General features: G+C 39.2%; 17 protein-coding genes and 1 pseudogene. 17 read left to right on the plus strand and 1 reads right to left on the minus strand.

Going from position 1 to position 17935, the window contains the following annotated elements; genetic code table 11:
- Nucleotides 1-2 precede the first annotated feature (2 nt).
- From FUA48_RS11655 to FUA48_RS11720, 14 genes and pseudogenes are all read left to right on the plus strand, one after another.
- Nucleotides 3-779 (plus strand): hypothetical protein, encoded by a 777-nt coding sequence (locus FUA48_RS11655; protein WP_147583691.1) that lies wholly within the window; start codon nucleotides 3-5, stop codon nucleotides 777-779.
- Between the two features lie 21 nt (nucleotides 780-800).
- Entirely contained in the window at nucleotides 801-1718 is a 918-nt protein-coding gene (locus FUA48_RS11660) for a DUF6252 family protein (RefSeq protein ID WP_147583692.1), read from the plus strand.
- A gap of 132 nt (nucleotides 1719-1850) precedes the next feature.
- A complete protein-coding gene (locus tag FUA48_RS11665; protein WP_147583693.1) occupies nucleotides 1851-2351 on the plus strand; it encodes a DUF6252 family protein in 501 nt (166 codons plus the stop codon).
- Nucleotides 2352-2563: 212 nt separating this feature from the next.
- Nucleotides 2564-5014: an endopeptidase La gene (lon, locus tag FUA48_RS11670; protein ID WP_147583694.1), complete on the plus strand. Its 2451-nt coding sequence runs from the start codon at nucleotides 2564-2566 to the stop codon at nucleotides 5012-5014.
- A 418-nt stretch (nucleotides 5015-5432) separates the two neighbouring features.
- Nucleotides 5433-5804, plus strand: a complete 372-nt coding sequence (locus tag FUA48_RS11675) for a hypothetical protein (RefSeq protein ID WP_147583695.1) — start codon at nucleotides 5433-5435, stop codon at nucleotides 5802-5804.
- A gap of 475 nt (nucleotides 5805-6279) precedes the next feature.
- Nucleotides 6280-7299 carry a type IX secretion system protein PorQ gene (gene porQ / locus FUA48_RS11680; RefSeq protein ID WP_147583696.1) on the plus strand — a complete coding sequence of 340 codons (1020 nt, stop codon included), beginning with the start codon at nucleotides 6280-6282 and terminating at the stop codon, nucleotides 7297-7299.
- Between the two features lies 1 nt (nucleotide 7300).
- Nucleotides 7301-7993, plus strand: coding sequence for a (d)CMP kinase (gene cmk / locus FUA48_RS11685; RefSeq protein ID WP_147583697.1), 693 nt, complete (start codon nucleotides 7301-7303; stop codon nucleotides 7991-7993).
- A gap of 11 nt (nucleotides 7994-8004) precedes the next feature.
- Nucleotides 8005-8187 carry a hypothetical protein gene (locus FUA48_RS11690; RefSeq protein ID WP_147583698.1) on the plus strand — a complete coding sequence of 61 codons (183 nt, stop codon included), beginning with the start codon at nucleotides 8005-8007 and terminating at the stop codon, nucleotides 8185-8187.
- 346 nt (nucleotides 8188-8533) lie between these two features.
- Complete coding sequence (locus tag FUA48_RS11695; protein WP_147583699.1) at nucleotides 8534-8968, plus strand: hypothetical protein; 435 nt, start codon at nucleotides 8534-8536, stop codon at nucleotides 8966-8968.
- A gap of 28 nt (nucleotides 8969-8996) precedes the next feature.
- On the plus strand, nucleotides 8997-9323 hold the full coding sequence (locus FUA48_RS11700; protein ID WP_147583700.1) for a hypothetical protein: 327 nt from the start codon (nucleotides 8997-8999) through the stop codon (nucleotides 9321-9323).
- A gap of 5 nt (nucleotides 9324-9328) precedes the next feature.
- The gene (locus FUA48_RS11705; RefSeq protein WP_147583701.1) at nucleotides 9329-9760 is read left to right on the plus strand and encodes an SMI1/KNR4 family protein; all 432 of its coding nucleotides are present in this window, start codon (nucleotides 9329-9331) and stop codon (nucleotides 9758-9760) included.
- Between the two features lie 15 nt (nucleotides 9761-9775).
- Nucleotides 9776-10096: pseudogene (locus tag FUA48_RS11710) on the plus strand (cyclic-phosphate processing receiver domain-containing protein); the annotation flags it as partial.
- Between the two features lie 75 nt (nucleotides 10097-10171).
- Nucleotides 10172-10624, plus strand: coding sequence for an SH3 domain-containing protein (locus tag FUA48_RS11715; RefSeq protein ID WP_147583703.1), 453 nt, complete (start codon nucleotides 10172-10174; stop codon nucleotides 10622-10624).
- A 973-nt stretch (nucleotides 10625-11597) separates the two neighbouring features.
- Nucleotides 11598-13094, plus strand: a complete 1497-nt coding sequence (locus tag FUA48_RS11720) for an aminotransferase class V-fold PLP-dependent enzyme (protein WP_147583704.1) — start codon at nucleotides 11598-11600, stop codon at nucleotides 13092-13094.
- On the opposite strand, the gene FUA48_RS11725 is transcribed toward FUA48_RS11720, so the two are convergent.
- Nucleotides 13084-13986 carry a lysophospholipid acyltransferase family protein gene (locus FUA48_RS11725; RefSeq protein WP_147583705.1) on the minus strand — a complete coding sequence of 301 codons (903 nt, stop codon included), beginning with the start codon at nucleotides 13984-13986 and terminating at the stop codon, nucleotides 13084-13086. The genes FUA48_RS11720 and FUA48_RS11725 overlap by 11 nt on opposite strands.
- Nucleotides 13987-14096: 110 nt before the next feature.
- Between FUA48_RS11725 and FUA48_RS11730 the strand changes: the two genes are divergently transcribed.
- The 3 genes from FUA48_RS11730 (at nucleotide 14097) to FUA48_RS11740 (ending at nucleotide 17928) form a co-directional block, all read left to right on the plus strand.
- On the plus strand, nucleotides 14097-14744 hold the full coding sequence (locus FUA48_RS11730) for a rhomboid family intramembrane serine protease (protein ID WP_147583706.1): 648 nt from the start codon (nucleotides 14097-14099) through the stop codon (nucleotides 14742-14744).
- Nucleotides 14745-14894: 150 nt separating this feature from the next.
- A complete protein-coding gene (locus FUA48_RS11735; protein ID WP_147583707.1) occupies nucleotides 14895-15608 on the plus strand; it encodes an SIMPL domain-containing protein in 714 nt (237 codons plus the stop codon).
- 706 nt (nucleotides 15609-16314) lie between these two features.
- Nucleotides 16315-17928, plus strand: coding sequence for an arylsulfatase (locus tag FUA48_RS11740; protein WP_147583708.1), 1614 nt, complete (start codon nucleotides 16315-16317; stop codon nucleotides 17926-17928).
- Nucleotides 17929-17935 lie beyond the last annotated feature (7 nt).

The raw sequence follows: 17935 nt of genomic DNA on the forward strand, positions 1-17935 counted from the left end.
AAATGAAGAAATTACAAAGATTATCGGCTGTAGTACTGTTTCTTTCAGCACTTAGTTTTGTTTCATGTGATACAGAACCTGTAGATCCGGTTCTTTTAGACAATGTTAATAATCCGGAAAATCCGGGTACAAACCCTAACAATCCTACCAATCCCGGTACGAGTGATGGTAGCTATTGGCCAATGGCATTAAATAACGAGTGGGTTTTTGATGTGGAAGACGAAGGCGAAAGCCCAATGAAAATAACAAGCACCGAATCTATAGGCGGTAATACATATTATAGGGTTAATTATAGTTTTGCCAGTTCAGGTACGGGTGACCTTACCGGAGAGGCTACAAACCTATTACGTCACAATAACGGAGATTACTCGGTTAGGATAAGTGTAATTGTTCCTGATGAACAGGGTATGCAGATTACCGTTTCACCTTATGAGTATACCATACTTAAAGATTATCTTGAACCGGGTCAAAGCTGGACACAGGATGTACAGCAGACAACCAGTTATCAAATGCCGGGTGTAACACTTGCTCCAATGGTTATGAACTTCCATATCGAGAACATAATCCAGGAAAAAGGAATATCTGTTACCGTAAATGGCGTTAATTATGAAAATGTAATTAAGGTAAAACAAACACAAACCATTACCAGCAACCTTACACCGGGTATGGTGCTAACGGTTTATTACTGGTTCGCTAAAGATGTGGGACCTATAAAATCAGAATCACAAAGCGGTACTTTTACATCAAGCAGCACGCTTGTGTCGTACACGCTTAATTAAGAATAAAATAAAAAAGAAGTTATGAAAAAGATGAAAATTGTACAGGTATTTACACTTCTGTTTTTGGCCATAGGCTTTGTAGCCTGTGATACAGAACCGGTAGATCCGGTATTATTAGACAATATTGGTAATCCGGGAACTTCACAGGGAACATTCAAAGTAGACTTTAGCGGTCAGACTTATGAAGCTACAGCCATAACAGCTGTTATTAACGATGGTATGCTTGCTATTAGCGGATACAGAGGCAGCGGTGCTAATACCGAACAAGTTGCCTTTTTAGTTCCAAACCCTGAAGTAGGTTCTTTTAGCGGTGACGATTTATTAATGTATTACCAACCGGCAGGTGAAGAGTACCAGTACATCAATTTTAACCTGGAGCAGGTTTCCGGTTCTGTAAACATTACAAATATCGATACTGTTAACAAAACTGTATCGGGTACTTTTAGCTTTACAGGCTGGTGGAGCAACGACGAGGAGGAAGTTGCACCAATTGAATTTACAAACGGTTCGTTTACCAATGTTACTTATCAGGGTAATATGCCTGGTGGTGGCGAAACAGGAGACGATGTTTTAACCGCTGTTTTAGACGGTACAACCTTTCCTGTAGTTAATGTTGCTGTGGCAGTTGCTGATGGCGGTTTAGGTGAAACAATAAGCATAAACGGACTTGATGCTAACCAAAATAAAGTTATTGTAAGCATGAAGGCTTCTTTAAATCCGGGAACATACAATATTACAGGTAATATACTTGAAGATGTTGTAGGAGGAAGATATACCACTACATCACCAGAGGCTATGTATATGGCTACAACAGGGAGTGTAACCATAAACAGTAAAACAGAAACAAGAATAGCAGGTACATTTACCTTTACTGCTACAGGTAGTGAGGGAACCGTAACGGTTACAGAAGGTACTTTTGATGTGGATTACAGTTTCTAAAATTTTAGTTTCGAACTACTAACTCAAACTACTATATCTACCGGAACGCCTCACGTAAGTGGGGCGTTCTACTTTTATAATAATTTGCAGTTAAAAACGTTATTCATTAAAAATAATCAAGCACACCTTATTATGAAAAAGATTTCTTTACTGTTTACCTTATTTTTTATTGGGTTAACTGTTGTGTCATGCAGCAACGACGACGATTTTCAACTTACAGCACCTTATGTTACATATGACTTTAACGGAGAAAAAACCTATATAGCCGGAGAGAACGATGAAAAAAAGGCTACTATGTATAATGATATGATTGAGATTGTGGCTCATAGCCAATTTGCCAATCAGCCATCAAGTGTAGGTGTAAGTTTTTCTTTCCGGATTCAGGGAGAAGGAACTTATAATGATGTTGAATTTTATATAGAAAAAGGAGGAGAAGGTTATTGGAGCAAAGATGAAAATGAGCAAACAAACGGTACGGTTAACGTGACTGAAATTGATACTCAAAACCATACTATTTCGGGTACTTTTAGCTTTTTAGCTTATCATATGTATGATACAACAACAGCAGAAGTGACTGCAGGCGTGTTTGAGAAAATTCCATATACAGGTACGCTGCCTGTTACTCAGGATTAAAAAGATTAATATAGTCACGCTATCCGCCTAAAGGGCGGATTTTTCATAATAAAAAGTAAATAACTACTGTGGCATAATGATTGCCTTAATACTGCGTTACTATACCGGTAAATACCCTGTAATTACTGGTATTCAGTTAAATAATTTCCCTTATTGAAACAAGGGAGTTATTTTTGCATCTATGTTTAATGACAAAATGACTTATAATAAGCATGTCTAATCAGAAAATACTAAATATTGACAGTTTGTCACTTCAGGAACTGGATACAGATGCGGAATTGATTCCGTTAATGACTCCGGAGGATGAAGAGGAAATGAATAATGAGCAGCTTCCCGATGACCTCGCTATATTACCGTTACGTAATATGGTGCTTTTCCCGGGGGTGGTAATTCCTATTACTGCAGGCCGCGACAAGTCTATCAAACTAATAAACGAAGCCAACGCCGGCGGTAAGATTATTGGCGTTGTGGCTCAAAAAGATGAGAAGGTTGAAGAGCCTACTGCAAACGATATTCATAAAGTAGGTACGGTAGCCCGTATACTTCGAGTACTTAAAATGCCCGATGGTAACACAACCGTTATCATTCAGGGTAAAAAGCGCTTTGAAATTGATCAGGTAACTACAGAGGAGCCTTACCTGCGTGCAACCATTAAAGAGGTAGCCGAGGAGCGCCCTGAAAAAGGAGAGGTAGAGTTTGCTACTATTATCGAATCGATTAAGGAACTGGCTATCCAGATTATTAAGGAGAGCCCTAACATCCCTACAGAGGCTACATTTGCTATCAAAAATATTGAAAGTGAATCGTTTTTGGTAAACTTCGTGTCTTCAAACATGAGCCTTTCGGTTAAGGAAAAGCAGGAGCTTCTTGCTAAAAACAACCTTAAGGAGCGTGCGCTGGAAACCCTTCGCCACATGAACCTTGAGCTGCAAAAGCTGGAACTTAAAAACGACATCCAGAGTAAGGTGCGTTTTGACTTAGACCAACAGCAGCGTGAGTACTTCCTGCATCAGCAAATGAAAACCATTCAGGAAGAACTGGGTGGCGTTTCTCACGATCAGGAGATAGAGGAAATGCGTAAAAAAGGGAAAAATAAGAAGTGGAACCAAAAAACCAAGGAACACTTTGAGAAAGAGCTTGCCAAACTGCAGCGAATGAATCCGCAGGTGGCAGAGTTTGCCATTCAGCGTAATTACCTGGAGCTGATGCTTGACCTGCCGTGGAATGAGTTCTCTAAAGACAAGTTTGACCTTAAGCGTGCCGAGAAGATATTACACAGAGACCATTTTGGGCTTGAAGACGTTAAGAAACGTATTATAGAGCACTTAGCGGTACTTAAGCTTAGAAACGACATGAAATCGCCTATATTATGCCTTTATGGCCCTCCTGGGGTTGGTAAGACGTCCATAGGTAAGTCGGTTGCCGAAGCACTGGGCCGTGAGTACATCCGTATCTCATTAGGCGGACTTCGTGATGAGGCAGAAATTCGCGGACACCGTAAAACATATATTGGTGCTATGCCGGGCCGTATTATTCAGAGCATTAAAAAAGCAAAGACCAGCAACCCTGTATTTGTACTGGATGAGATAGATAAATTATCTGTCGGGCCAAGCGGCGACCCGTCGAGTGCGTTACTTGAAGTATTAGACCCTGAACAAAACTCAGAGTTCTATGATAACTTCCTTGAGCTTGGTTTCGACCTTAGTAAAGTAATGTTTATAGCTACGTCTAACAATATGTCTACCATCCAGCCGGCACTTCGTGACAGGATGGAAATCATAAACATGACAGGCTACACCATAGAAGAAAAAGTGGAGATCGCTAAACGCCACCTGTTACCTAAACAGCTTAAAGAACACGGACTAACCGATAAAGACTTTAGCATGAGCAAAAAGGTTCTTGAAAAGATAGTTACCGGTTATACAAGAGAGTCTGGCGTACGCGGACTTGAAAAGCAGATTGCTAAAATGATAAGGCACGTTGCCAAGAGCATTGCCATGGAAGAGGAATATAACCATAAAGCTACCGAAGCTGATGTTCTTGAAGTACTGGGCGCACCAAGAATGGAACGCGATAAGTATGAAAACAACGAGGTTGCCGGTGTGGTTACAGGCCTTGCCTGGACAAGTGTAGGCGGTGATATATTGTTTATAGAATCGTTGCTTAGCAAAGGTAAAGGAACGCTTACCATGACAGGTAACCTGGGTAATGTAATGAAGGAGTCGGCTACTATTGCGCTGGAGTACATTAAGGCCAATGCAGAGCAGTTGGGCATTAGTCCGGAAGTGATTTCAAATTACAACGTGCACATTCACGTACCGGAGGGAGCTACGCCAAAAGACGGGCCAAGTGCCGGTATTGCAATGCTAACATCACTGGTATCGTCGTTCACGCAAAGAAGGATTAAAAAGAACCTTGCCATGACAGGCGAGATTACCCTTCGCGGACGCGTATTGCCTGTAGGTGGTATTAAAGAAAAAATACTTGCAGCAAAAAGGGCGGGCATTAAGGAGATTATCCTTTGTGAGGAAAACCGTCGAGATATAGACGAAATTAAGCAGGAATACCTTCAGGGGTTAACATTCCACTATGTTAGTGAAATGAGTCAGGTGGTTAAACATGCCATTACCGACCAGAAGGTGAAGAATGCTAAAACGCTATAATTTTAAATAGTAACTATTTGAAATGAGAAACGGCAAAGAGGATATCTTAGCCGTTTTTTTATGTTTATGAGGTTGTCATTGCGAGCCTGCGGAGCAATCTGTTATAGGGGTGAGAGTTCCCCTCTTGAGGTGCCTGTCACGCCTTAGCGTGAGGGTTAGGGGTGTTTCATCCTGACGACAGAAGGGTCTTTTTCCATTTCGACTGTAGCGATAGCGTAACGGAGAAATCTTATTCAGAGAGATTGCCAAAGCCTGCCACGCACAGCGGGGTCGTTCCTCCTCGCAATGACAAAAGGGGGGATTACAGGTACAAAGCAATCTGAAAAAAAAGTATTATTTAAATAATAACTATTTAATAAGAGTGTTATTTAAAATAAAGACTTAACTTGTTATGATATAGGTTTTAATAATACACCTTATGAAAAAAATAATCCCCCTTATTATTTTTATTATCCTTACATCATGCAAAAGCAGTGTTACGGTAATAACGGCGAATGATGTATATGGTTATAGTATAACCTCTAAAAACTTTAGGGAATTTAGCAATCCTAACAAAACTACCTTAAAACAGGTTAAGAGTAAGGATGTTGCTGCAGAGTTCGATTACATGAAAAATTATCTTATAACCGGCAGGGAGCATCTTTTCCCCGAGGGGGTTTTTACCTATGCCTTTGTTAAGGATAGCGATACTATTTATGCCAGCTCTAACCTAATGTACTGGTGGCATAAGGAAAAGGTAATATTGTATCAGTCGCCTATAATTAATACCGAGACGATAACGGAGTTGTAGCATGCGCTTGTCATTGCGAGCCTGCGAAGCAATCTTTTTTCCATTCCGACTGTAGCGATAGCGTAACGGAGGAATCTCAATTCTCGTGATTTATTTCTTCTTTTGTCTTGACACAAAAGAATCATCACGCTGTGGCGTGACTGCGGCTAAGACACCTTAAGCTAAAAATTACCTCACTTGGCTAAACCATCCGAACTCGGTTATCACCTCAAACAGCGGATGCTTTTTTACGCCTCGCTTGTAATTTTATTTACGCTACGGAGCCTGATGCCGAAGCTTCACTCGGTTGTCATTGAGAGCCTGTGAAGTAATCTGTTATGAGGTACGGGTTCCCCTCTTGAGATGGTTCTCCTGCGGTCGACATGACAGGCAGTCTAAAGTCTGTTTATCTAATCTCTCATTTCCCAATTCTCGTAAATAAAAAAATAATATCTTCGCAGCTGCGTTATAGTATGCAGAAAACTTACAGACAATAATGTTCAAAAAAGCGTTTATTTACCTCTTTTTATTCACCACGGCTCTCACATACAGCCAAATAGGGGGTAAATACACTTATCAGTTCCTAAATTTGGTTACCTCACCCCGTCAGGCGGCTTTGGGAGGTAAGATCATTACCCTTTACGATTATGACGTAAACCAGGCCATTTATAACCCGGCAACCATTAACAGGGAGATGGATAACCACCTTTCGGCAAATTATGGTAACTACTATGGTGAGGTTAATTATGGTACGGCTGCCTATGCCTATACATGGGACAGGCACGTGCAAACCTTTCATATGGGGGTTAACTATGTAGATTACGGAACTTTTGAAGGGCGCGATCAAAACGGATTGCTCACCGGAGACTTTACCGGTAGCGAAATAGCGCTTTCTTTTGGATATGCTTACAATGTGCCTTATACAACCCTGTATTTGGGTACTAACCTTAAGTTTATATCTTCAACTCTGGAAAGCTACAATTCCTTTGGGGTAGCGCTCGATTTAGGGGCTATTTATATTGACGAGGATAACGATATTCACTATGCGATTGCTTTGCGTAATGCAGGTACGCAGATTAGCACTTATGCCGGGCTGCAGGAAAAGCTTCCTTTTGAAATTATAGCGGGTATATCACAAGAGGTAGAAAACGTGCCTATTCGCTGGCATATTACCCTGGAGAATCTGCAACAGTGGAATATTGCCTTTTCTAACCCTAACCGCAGTGAACAGAGTATAGACGGCGAAGTGACCGAAGAAAAAGTTTCATTTGTAAATAATGCGTTGCGACACGTTATTTTAGGTGCCGAACTTTTTCCGGGTAAGAGCTTTAACCTTAGGCTGGGCTATAACTTTAGGAGAGGGCAGGAACTTAGTATTGTAGACAAAAGAACTTTTTCGGGAATTTCTGCGGGAGTAAGCATAAGGTTTAATAAATTGCGCTTTGATTATTCGTACTCAAAGTATACCCTTGCAGCCAATACCAGCCTGTTAGGGCTAACCATTAACCTTCAGTAAATTGGATAAGAAAATAACGATTGCCATAGACGGCTTTTCTTCTACAGGAAAAAGCACGCTGGCAAAGCAGCTTGCAAAACATCTGGGCTATGTGTATGTGGATACGGGCGCTATGTACCGTGCCGTTACTCTTTATGCCATGCAAAACGGACTGATTTCGCAGGGTTTTTTTAACCGGGAAGGATTAATAGAGCACCTTGAGGATATAACACTTCAGTTTTTATATAATCCGGTGCTTGAGTTTGCAGAAATGTACCTTAACGAAGAGAATGTGGAAAAGGAAATACGCACCCTTGCCGTATCGCAACTGGTGAGCCGTGTTGCCGAAGTGCCCGAAGTGCGCCATAAACTGGTAGAGCAGCAAAAGCACATGGGGGAGAAGAAAGGTGTGGTTATGGATGGCAGGGATATAGGCACTGTTGTTTTTCCTAATGCCGAACTGAAGATATACATGAATGCCAGTCCCGAAACGCGTGCTCAGCGTCGTTTTAAGGAACTTACAGGCCTTGGGCAGGAGGTAACATATGATGAGGTGTATAACAACGTAGTAGAGCGTGATTACATTGATACGCACCGTGCCGATTCTCCGCTTGTAAAAGCCGATGATGCCATAGAGATGGATAATAGTACTATTACCAAGCAGGAGCAGCTGCAAAAGGTAATTGATATTGTTAATGAGCTGTTGGCAAAGTAATTTCTTCCTTAATGCAAAAAAAACTGCTTTTTATATTTGGTGCCATAGTGCTTTTTCAGCTGTTTTATTTTTTAAGAAAAAGTATGGGCAACCGCAGGCGTACTAACGGAGTGGCGGTTTTTAGCAGGGCTAACCTGCGTAGCTGGTTTGTAATAGTACTTTTGGTTATACTACTGTTTTTTATGATGACATAATTGTTCTTTTGTCTTGACACAAAAGAACCAAAAAGTCAAGGCTAAGACTCCTTAAGCTAAAAATTACTTCATTCGGCTAAACCATCCGAACTCGCTACGCTCAAACAGCGGATGCTTTTTCACTCCTCACTTGTAATTTTCTTTACGCTACGGAGCCTGATGCCAAAGCTTCACTCAATTTTGATACGTTGCATGTTACTACCCATTATTATTGTTGGATAGATTAGGAATGTCATTGCGAGGAGGAACGACGCGGCAATCTTTCGAAAGGATCTCAAAATTTAACAATACTAAGAAGGTGTCTTTTTACGTTTTCCCGTACATTTACGGCACATCCGCACCTTTTATGAAATATTTTATACTACTTACTGCTTTTTTCTTTTTTTCCTGTAAGGGTAATGAACCACAAAAAAAGGCTATTACACAAAGACAACCCTGTGATTTAGAATTCTTAGTCCATTTGGAAAATGAAACGAATCTTACAGATTATGAAGTTTTTGAATTTTTAGAGAGTTTTTCGGGTACTGAATGCCAAAATAATGTTGAATACAGCGAATACAGGAGTGAGGTACTTCTTCTTCAGCTAAATACCAGAACATCTGTCTTTTTAAATAAACTTGATAAAGTATCGCCACAGGCAAGATCTGCTGTATTAAAGGAATTGTCTTCTCCTGTAATAGATATTGATATGCCTGCTTTGGCTAAAAAAGTAGGTAATACAAATGCTGCTCCTAAAACCAAATCAGAGGTTATAGCAGCTTTATTAAAGAACGCATCATAAAATATATATTTACCTAACCACACACACCATGAACAGAAAGTACACCTTACTGCTTATTCTGTTATTGTTAACTATTGCCTCTGTTTTGTACTGGCGTAATTTTTATACGCCTTTTTACCCTGTTGCATACAAGGGAGGTGAGTATATAGTTAATAATACAGAACCCTTATCAAATTCTTTTAATCATAATATCACTCAGGTATTAGAGTATTATGAGGAAGATTACAAAATATGCCAGGGCATAGTACATGTAAAAAACAGCCTGCATAAAAACGATGCCCTAATGTATAACTATACACGTAAGGCACAGGACTCTATTTGGATGGTAAAGCATAAATTGCAGTATAAACAGTAGTTAGTATGCTGGAAGATATTATAGACATTTTAAAAAAGAACAACATAAAACCAGAGCCACTATTTGTTGAAGAAATCAATAGGTTTGAAAAAAGTTGTGGGGTTATCTTTCCTGCCACATACAAATCTTTTTTACAGGAAATGGGAAAAGGAGCAGGGCATTTTATGCTTGGTAGTGATGTTTTTCATAAAGATATAGTTGATTTAAGCGAGGGAGCAAAAGAATTAATAGAAGAAAATAATCTGCCTCAACTGCCTGAAAATGCCTATGTTTTCTGGATGCATCAGGGATATCAGGTGGCTTGGTTTATATGTAACGGCAATCCGAATCCCGATGTTTACTTTTTTACTGAAGGAGAGGGGAGTAAAGACTATGTAATAATGGGTACCTTTACGGATTTTTTAGATATACAACTTCAAATGTCAGGTTTAAAATAAAGGTATAAACTCTTTTTAGACGATGTAAGGGACGTACCTATGGTGTACCATGATTTAACCAACAATGATTTTGTTGTGGTAAGATCGTATGAGGCATTTATCTCGTTTATTAAACAAAACGGACTACCTGCTTTTATCAGTTTTGATAATGATTTAGGTGAAGATGAAAACGGAACTGTTTTGCCCGACGGTTATGCTACAGCAAAATGGCTGGTATATGAAAGCGGACTTGACTTAAAGGAACTCAACTTTAAGGTGCATTCGGCAAATCCGGTAGCTTCGGTACAAATACTATCATTACTTGATAATTATATCTCTTTTCTTAAAAAGGGATAATCTATTTCTTATAAAATAAATTACACTTCTGTAAATCAATAGTTTATATTTGTTTGTTTTTTAATTTATAGCGATATGAACAGACTCTTATTTTTTCTGATTCTACTTACAGGTATTACGGTTAATGCTCAGGACTCAAAACTGATTGCTTCGTGCTGCGGTAAGTGTACAGGAAGTGCTTATTGCACAGCCTGTAAAAATTGCACAGGCTGTAAGCATTGCTCTAAAGAGGGCGGAAGCTGTGGTGTATGTGAAGCTAAAACCAAAGCAAAAACTGAAAAAAGCAGCCAGGCTTCAGGTTATAACTATAAAGCATCAACATCGGATGGTGCAGATGAGGTTGTAATACTTTCGGTTATTCCTGCAGAGCTTAATCTATATTCGGGTCCCGGCACAAATTATAAGGTTCTTGAGAAGCTTAAAAAAGGAAGTAGCGTGGTAGTTATTGCCTATAGCGGAGACTGGGTTAAGGTAAAGGCTGTAAATTCAAGAAACACAGGATATGTAATTTTAAAGGATGTTAGATAATCTCATTACGTTTTTCTTCTTGTAAAAACTTTCCTGTTATAAAAGTTAAATTATCTGATTTTTAGATATTTATGTAAAAATAAAGTATGATTTTAATTATATAATATGTACCTTTATATAAGGTAAATTATTATTTACTATTATTGGTTAATGATGGCCCCGGTTACAAAAAGCAGCCGGGGCTTTTATTTTTTTGAATTTTAAAGTTCAAAAATTTATTCTGTTTCATTTTTTTGATAAAGGCTTTTCTTACTTTTTAAATCTAACTCAATCAACAGCTTAAGCATTTCTTAAGAATATAAAATAACATCTAAAAAAATACTATGCACTCATAATAAATAACTTACGGTAAATTTTAACATTAATTTAATACGGTTTTCCGTAAAAAATTAACAAACAATTAATAAATTTGCCACCGCCTTGTTGAAATAGATTTGAGTAATAGTAAATGAGGAAAACAAAATATTTGTTATGGGCAGGGCTTAGTAACCCCTGCTCCTTTTTTTTGTAAGTATTTAGTAAAAAGCTGTAGGGTATTCTTAAAGTTGTGTTATACTTTTCATAAATGCAGGTACAACGCAAAATAAGGTTAGCTACCTTGCCGTTACAAAATCATGTCAGTCACCTTACTGTAAAAATTTACCACATTTTACACGAAACCGATTACTAAACTCTAACCCGATTGACATGGATTACATTGTACCGATTTTAGCCCTTGGGCTATTAAGCTATTTAGCATTTTTAATTTATAAAGATCTAAGAAGAAGACATAAGAAGAGGGATTTTTATTAATAGTTTTTCTCGTTGGTCTGGTTGTTTGCCTTACAGGTTGTTGTTTTGGCGAATTGTAACCCCACAGCAAACAGCCATGCCAACCTCTTCAAAATATAACAAACTTCCTGCTGTGCTTTATAAAACTTATTTACGATAACGTTTTAATTTTCCTAAATTTGCACTTTGTAAACAAACAATAATGTTAGAAGCTGCAAACACTACACTGGGTACGGAGATGGAACAATACTTTAAAAAGTTCCGTAATAATATTGTGGGTATCGATCAGGAGTTCAATACTCCGTTTGGTAAACAGAAAATTGTTTATACCGACTGGACTGCCAGCGGAAGGCTGTACCGCCCTATAGAAGATAAACTGCTTAATGAGTTTGGTCCGTTTGTGGCCAATACCCATACCGAGACTACAATATCGGGTACGGCTATGACAAATGCTTATCATGAAGCACGTCATATTATTAAGCACCACGTTAATGCAGGTCCGGACGACATACTGATTACAGATGGTAGCGGTATGACAGGTGTTGTAAACAAATTCCAGAGGATACTGGGGCTTAAGGTTCCGGAAAACCTAAGGGAGTTTACTACCATACCGGAGGAGAAAAGGCCGGTTGTGTTTGTATCTCACATGGAGCACCACTCTAATCAAACATCATGGCTGGAAACCATCGCACGTGTTGAGGTTATACCTGCTTGTCCAGAAGGGCTTATCTGCCTTGACAGCTTTAAGGAACTTTTAGAAAAACATAAAGACCGTACGCTTAAAATAGCTTCTGTAACAGGATGCTCTAACGTTACGGGTATAAGAACGAAATACCATGAGGTTGCAAAACTTATACACCAGTACAATGGTGTTTGCTTTGTAGACTTTGCCTGCAGTGCACCTTATGTAAATATAGATATGCACCCTGCCGATGAAGAGGCTTACCTTGATGCCATCTTCTTTTCTCCGCACAAGTTCCTTGGCGGCCCCGGCACATCAGGAGTGTTAATCTTCAACAAAAAGCTATACAAAAACATGGTGCCCGATCATCCGGGAGGTGGTACGGTAAGCTGGACCAACCCGTGGGGCGAGCACAAATACCTTGATAATATTGAAGAGCGTGAAGACGGTGGTACACCGGGATTCCTTCAGGTTATAAAAACTGCCCTGTGTGTTAAGCTAAAAGAGCAGATGGGGGTAGATAACATCCTTAAAAGAGAACATGAAATTATAGATTACATTTTTAGCCAGTTTAAGGATGTAAGCAGCATTAATATACTGGCGCCACAGCACCAGGACAGGCTGGGGGTTATTTCTTTCTTTATAGATAACCTTCACTTTAACCTGGGGGTTAAAATACTTAACGACAAGTTTGGTATACAAACACGTGGCGGATGCAGCTGTGCGGGTACTTACGGTCACTACCTGCTGCATGTAGACGAGGAGAAATCACACTATCTTACTAATAAGATTACGGAGGGCGACCTTATACAAAAACCGGGATGGATTAGAATGTCTATTCACCCAACAACTACCAATGCAGAGATTGAGTATGTGTGCCAATGCATAAAAGAACTGGCACTAAACCATGAGGAGTGGGCTAAAGACTATACTTACAACAGGGCAAACAACGAGTTTACACACGTTAATGCACAGCCTGTTGTACAGGATATGGTAGATAACTGGTTTAAGCTTTAGGCGGATATCCCGGCGGATCGTTGCGGCGGTTTTTAAATCGCTTGTGTGTCCACAGGTAATAAGCCGGAGCTTCCCTTATCTGGTCTTCCAGTAAACGAAGGAAAATATCGGTTAACCCGAAGTTAGGAACTTCCTGAGGGTTACCTTCAAACGGAATAAACGTGGCCTTATAATGGCCGCGTTTTATTTTTTCACCCTTTACATAAATCACGTTCATGTCCAGTTTTTTGGTAAGCAGTTCGGCACCGCCATGCACGGGTACTTCCATACCAAAGAATTTGCCCCAGTAAGGTACTCGGTATATTTTAGGGCTTTGGTCGCTTAAAAATCCGTAAACGCCAAGTATGCCTTTACGTTTGTTGTCTTTCATAACAGATACGCTTTCTTTAGTATCTATCAGTTCGGCACCCAGCCTTAAACGTAATTTCCTCACCAGCCTGTCAAAATAAGGGTTTGCGAGCTTTTTATAGATACCAAAACCTTTATGGGTGGTAAAACCACGGCTCATGTTTAAAAGCCACTCATAACTGGCATAATGGCCGCAAATAAGGGCAATACTTTTGCCTTTTGCTTCCAGTTGGTTTACTACCTCTATATTCTCCAGTATAAAGCGTTTTTCAAGCTCTTTTTGGCTTATGCTAACGGTTTTTACCATTTCTACTATAGTGTCGCAAAAGTGGCGGTAAAATTCCTTCTCAGTTTTTTTGCGCTGCTCTTCGGTAAGTTCGGGCAGGCACAGGGCAAGATTAAGGCGCACCACTTTTTTACGGTAACCTATTACATGGTATACCAGCACATAAGCAAAATCGGAAAATATATAAAGTAACCTGAATGGTAGTATAGAGATAAGCCAAAGTATGGGATAGGCTATGATATATGCTAAAAACTGCATTCTTTAAATTTTTACAAATATACTTTATTATCGTTTATTTAAGCTTTTCTTTCCTAAACGGTAGGAAAAGTTTCAATACTATTGGTTAAATTTACATTTTAAAATTGAATATGGGAATAGAAAATATAGTAGTTTGGGTAATAATTGGTATTACCGCATTAGTAAGCTTTAAAGGATTTGACAATGTATATTTTTTCAGGAAATACGACTTTCACATAGGGAGCATAAGGGCAGGGGAACAGCACCGTATGTTTACCAGTGCCTTTTTGCATGTCGACCCCGTTCACCTTATTTTTAATATGTATACGCTATACATATTTGCACCTATGGTACTTGGCGGACTGGGAGTAATTAATTTCCTTATTATTTACTTTGCCAGCCTTATATGCGGTAACCTGCTTACACTTTACATTCATAAAAACGACTTGTACTACAGAGCTATTGGAGCATCAGGGGCTGTGATGGGGATTATCTATTCAGCAGTATTGTTGGATCCGGATGAGATAATCTATCTGTTTTTCTTTTTACCAATGCCACTGTATGTTTTTGGATTGGGTTATCTTATATATTCCATTTATGGTATGAGAGCCAAGGCCGATAACATAGGCCATACGGCACACTTTGGCGGTGCAATAGGCGGACTCGTATTTACACTTTGTAAAAGGCCTGAACTTTTCCAGACACAAACTCTTGTAATTGGCTTACTTATAGTACCTATAGTTATTTTGTTCTTTATGGCCCGATCAGGGAAGATATAGCTATCTATCATAAAAAAATATCATTTACCATCCGTTTGATTATCATTTTCTTAACGCTGTCTGTTGTTGTGTTTTCCTAGTTTTGTAGGAAACTTTGCCGTTATTGGCACGCATTTTGGATTTCAACAAACAAAATAAAAAATACAGACTATGAAAAAAATTGCATTAGTATTAGTTATGATGGTTGCCGGGGCAGTAAATGCCCAAACCGGTTCACAAATTCCGCAGGTAACGGTAACAGGGGAAGGTATTATAAGGGTAGTGCCCGATATGGCTACCATAACAATAGGGGTAAACAACCAGGGTAACGACTCCGCCGACGTTAAAAAGGAAAACGACAAAGCTGTTGATGCCGTGCTTAAATACCTTAAAAAATCGGGTATAGATGCAAAAGACTATCAAACACAACGTGTGTACCTAAACAGGAACTACGATTACGATAAAAAGAAATACTATTACTCGGCTTCACAAACCATTACCGTTAAGCTAAGAGACCTTACAAAGTATGACGCACTTATGGGCGGACTGGTAGAGTCGGGAGTAAATAACATACAAGGAGTGGAGTTTGAGTCTTCTAAGCAAAAAGAGTATGAAACTCAGGCAAGGAGAGAGGCAATGTTGGATGCTAAAAAGAAAGCACAGGAGTATGTTGCGGCTTTAAACCAAGAGATGGGCCCTGCCATTATGATAAACGAAAATGCAACGTCGTCTTATGTACCAATGCGTTCTATGGCAATGTATGATAAAGCTGAGTCTGGCGGACAAAGAGAAACCATGGCTGCCGGAGAAATAGAAATTAAGGCAAATGTAACCGTAGGTTTTATTATTAAGATAAAACCAAGTGACGCTTTGATTAAGGAATAATCGCAGGAAATTTAATTATAGAAAGTGTGTCCCCGTAGCCGAAAGGTTGCGGGGATTTTTTTTGCGTGAAAACCACAAACAACACTTAAAGGATTGTTAAATATTTGTCTTTCAGGAATTTATTTTGTTAATTTTAATAACGTTTTAACACACTCTTAAAAAACATAATGTCGACCTGAAACAGGTTAAATGTTGTTCCTTCCCCGGGAAATGCGCCCCGGGGATTTCCTTTCTTTCAGGTTTAAAAATATAAAGATTTCATTTAAATCAGGTTAATTATTGTAATCCCCACTAATTTCCCCTGCAGAGTGATGCAGGGGAAATTTTTAAAATTTTATTGCAGATGAAATTAGTAGTTTTTTCATTATATAATTTACCCCGGCTTTTTATGGGGCGGGGTATTTTCTAAGTAATAACGGGAAAATATTTGCTAAAGTTTTATTAAAACGCTGTTAGTGAACAATTCTTTTAGTTAATTTTAAGAGAATAAGCCTATAAAGAATAGAAAAAACCAATCAATTAAAATTGCTATCAAAAAATCCAATAAAAATTAGTTTATCGGTCAACTAAAAAGAAGACGCGATCTTGAGCCACTACCACGGGACATATCGTCTGGCGGAAATTTTACTTACGCACTAAACAAAACGCTTTAACTACTGTTTACAAAGAGTAAATGAATTTCACACTAATCACTAAATTTTTTCTTATGGCAAAAAAATTATTATCACTGGTTTTAACGGGCTTGTGCTGCTTTGTGTTTACTAACACTTTTGCACAAAGTAAAAAGAAGCCTAATATTATTATGGTTATTTCAGATGACACAGGATGGGGAGACCTTGGTGTATATGGTGGCGGTGTAGGCCGCGGTATGCCAACCCCTAATCTGGATAAAATGGCTAAGGAGGGAATGCAGTTTTGGTCGTTTTACGGCCAACCAAGCTGTACACCGGGAAGGGCAGCAATGCTAACCGGGCGCATTCCTAACCGAAGCGGTATGACAACAGTTGCCTTTCAGGGGCAGGGAGGCGGTTTGCCTGCAGCAGAGTGGACCCTTGCTTCTGTATTAAAAAAGGCAAATTACAAAACCTATTTTTCGGGTAAATGGCATTTAGGTGAGGCAGATTATGCCATGCCTACAGCCCACGGTTTTGATAAAATGGAAAATGTAGTGCTGTATCACTTAAATGCTTATACCTATGCTTTTGAGTCTTGGAATCCGGAAATGTCACCTGAAATGTTAGATTTATTCAAGAAAGTAACTACTGGTATACTTGAAGGGGAAGCAGGAGGAAAAGCCCGTGAAATAAGCAAAGTTACTGAAGAGAACATTGCGGAACTGGATATGATGATGACAGAAAACAACCTAAAACAGCTTGAGGCTTATGCAAAAGAAGGTGATCCGTTTTTTATGTGTATTAACTTTGCTAAAAACCACCAGCCTAATTTACCATCTAAACAGTTTAAGGGAAAATCACCTGGTAAAAGCAAATATTCTGATGCTGTAGTTGAAATGGATTATAACGTAGGCCGCATTATGGATAAGATACGTGAATTGGGTATTGCTGAAGACACATTTGTTATTTATACTGTAGATAACGGAGCATGGCAGGATGTACACCCTGATTCCGGTTATACACCATTTAGAGGTACCAAAGGTACCGACAGAGAAGGTGGTAGCCGTGTGCCGGCTATTGCATGGTGGCCGGGACAGATTGAAGCAGATAGTGAAAGCCACGACATTGTAGGGGGGCTAGACCTTATGGCTACGTTTGCAAGCCTTGCGGGTGTAGAACTACCAACTAAAGACAGGGAAGGTGTAGCTATGGTATTTGACAGTTATGATATGTCAAACGTTTTATTCAAGAAGGGAGAACCGCTTCGTGACCGATGGTTTTATTTTACAGAAGCTGAATTGTCTCCAGGAGCTATACGTATAGGGAAATTTAAAGCAGTATTCAATACTAGGGGAGATAACGGAGCTATAGCAGGTAGTGACATGCCGGGTCAGCAATTGGGTTGGAGAGGAGATGAAACTTATGTGGCAACTATACCTGCTATATATAATCTTTGGCAGGATCCTCAGGAACGTTACGACCTTTTTATGAACAGCTGGACCGAAAAGACCTGGACGGCAATAATTTTTAATCAGGCAGTCGAAGAGCTTATGAAAACCTATGCTAAAATTCCTCCAAGAGCTCCACAAAGCGAAACTTTTACAGGAGAAATGCAAATAGAACGTTATAGAACTATAGAACAGGTGAAAAAAATGTTGAATGATAAAAAGACAACACTTCCTCCATTAAGTGTAGATCCAAAATAAAACTTTC

The sequence above is a fragment of the Flavobacterium alkalisoli genome (genome assembly GCF_008000935.1).
GTDB classification, from domain to species: Bacteria; Bacteroidota; Bacteroidia; order Flavobacteriales; family Flavobacteriaceae; genus Flavobacterium; species Flavobacterium alkalisoli.

What these genes read in the sequence shown, in the direction of transcription:
- FUA48_RS11730 (WP_147583706.1), top strand. Translation starts at nt 14,097, where the DNA reads ATGGGAATAGAAAATATAGTAGTTTGGGTAATAATTGGTATTACCGCA.
- FUA48_RS11660 (WP_147583692.1), top strand. Translation starts at nt 801, where the DNA reads ATGAAAAAGATGAAAATTGTACAGGTATTTACACTTCTGTTTTTGGCC.
- FUA48_RS11675 (WP_147583695.1), top strand. Translation starts at nt 5,433, where the DNA reads ATGAAAAAAATAATCCCCCTTATTATTTTTATTATCCTTACATCATGC.
- FUA48_RS11655 (WP_147583691.1), top strand. Translation starts at nt 3, where the DNA reads ATGAAGAAATTACAAAGATTATCGGCTGTAGTACTGTTTCTTTCAGCA.
- FUA48_RS11720 (WP_147583704.1), top strand. Translation starts at nt 11,598, where the DNA reads ATGTTAGAAGCTGCAAACACTACACTGGGTACGGAGATGGAACAATAC.
- FUA48_RS11725 (WP_147583705.1), bottom strand. Translation starts at nt 13,986, where the DNA reads ATGCAGTTTTTAGCATATATCATAGCCTATCCCATACTTTGGCTTATC.
- FUA48_RS11700 (WP_147583700.1), top strand. Translation starts at nt 8,997, where the DNA reads ATGAACAGAAAGTACACCTTACTGCTTATTCTGTTATTGTTAACTATT.
- FUA48_RS11695 (WP_147583699.1), top strand. Translation starts at nt 8,534, where the DNA reads ATGAAATATTTTATACTACTTACTGCTTTTTTCTTTTTTTCCTGTAAG.
- FUA48_RS11715 (WP_147583703.1), top strand. Translation starts at nt 10,172, where the DNA reads ATGAACAGACTCTTATTTTTTCTGATTCTACTTACAGGTATTACGGTT.
- lon (WP_147583694.1), top strand. Translation starts at nt 2,564, where the DNA reads ATGTCTAATCAGAAAATACTAAATATTGACAGTTTGTCACTTCAGGAA.
- FUA48_RS11690 (WP_147583698.1), top strand. Translation starts at nt 8,005, where the DNA reads ATGCAAAAAAAACTGCTTTTTATATTTGGTGCCATAGTGCTTTTTCAG.
- FUA48_RS11705 (WP_147583701.1), top strand. Translation starts at nt 9,329, where the DNA reads ATGCTGGAAGATATTATAGACATTTTAAAAAAGAACAACATAAAACCA.
- porQ (WP_147583696.1), top strand. Translation starts at nt 6,280, where the DNA reads ATGTTCAAAAAAGCGTTTATTTACCTCTTTTTATTCACCACGGCTCTC.
- FUA48_RS11735 (WP_147583707.1), top strand. Translation starts at nt 14,895, where the DNA reads ATGAAAAAAATTGCATTAGTATTAGTTATGATGGTTGCCGGGGCAGTA.
- FUA48_RS11665 (WP_147583693.1), top strand. Translation starts at nt 1,851, where the DNA reads ATGAAAAAGATTTCTTTACTGTTTACCTTATTTTTTATTGGGTTAACT.
- FUA48_RS11740 (WP_147583708.1), top strand. Translation starts at nt 16,315, where the DNA reads ATGGCAAAAAAATTATTATCACTGGTTTTAACGGGCTTGTGCTGCTTT.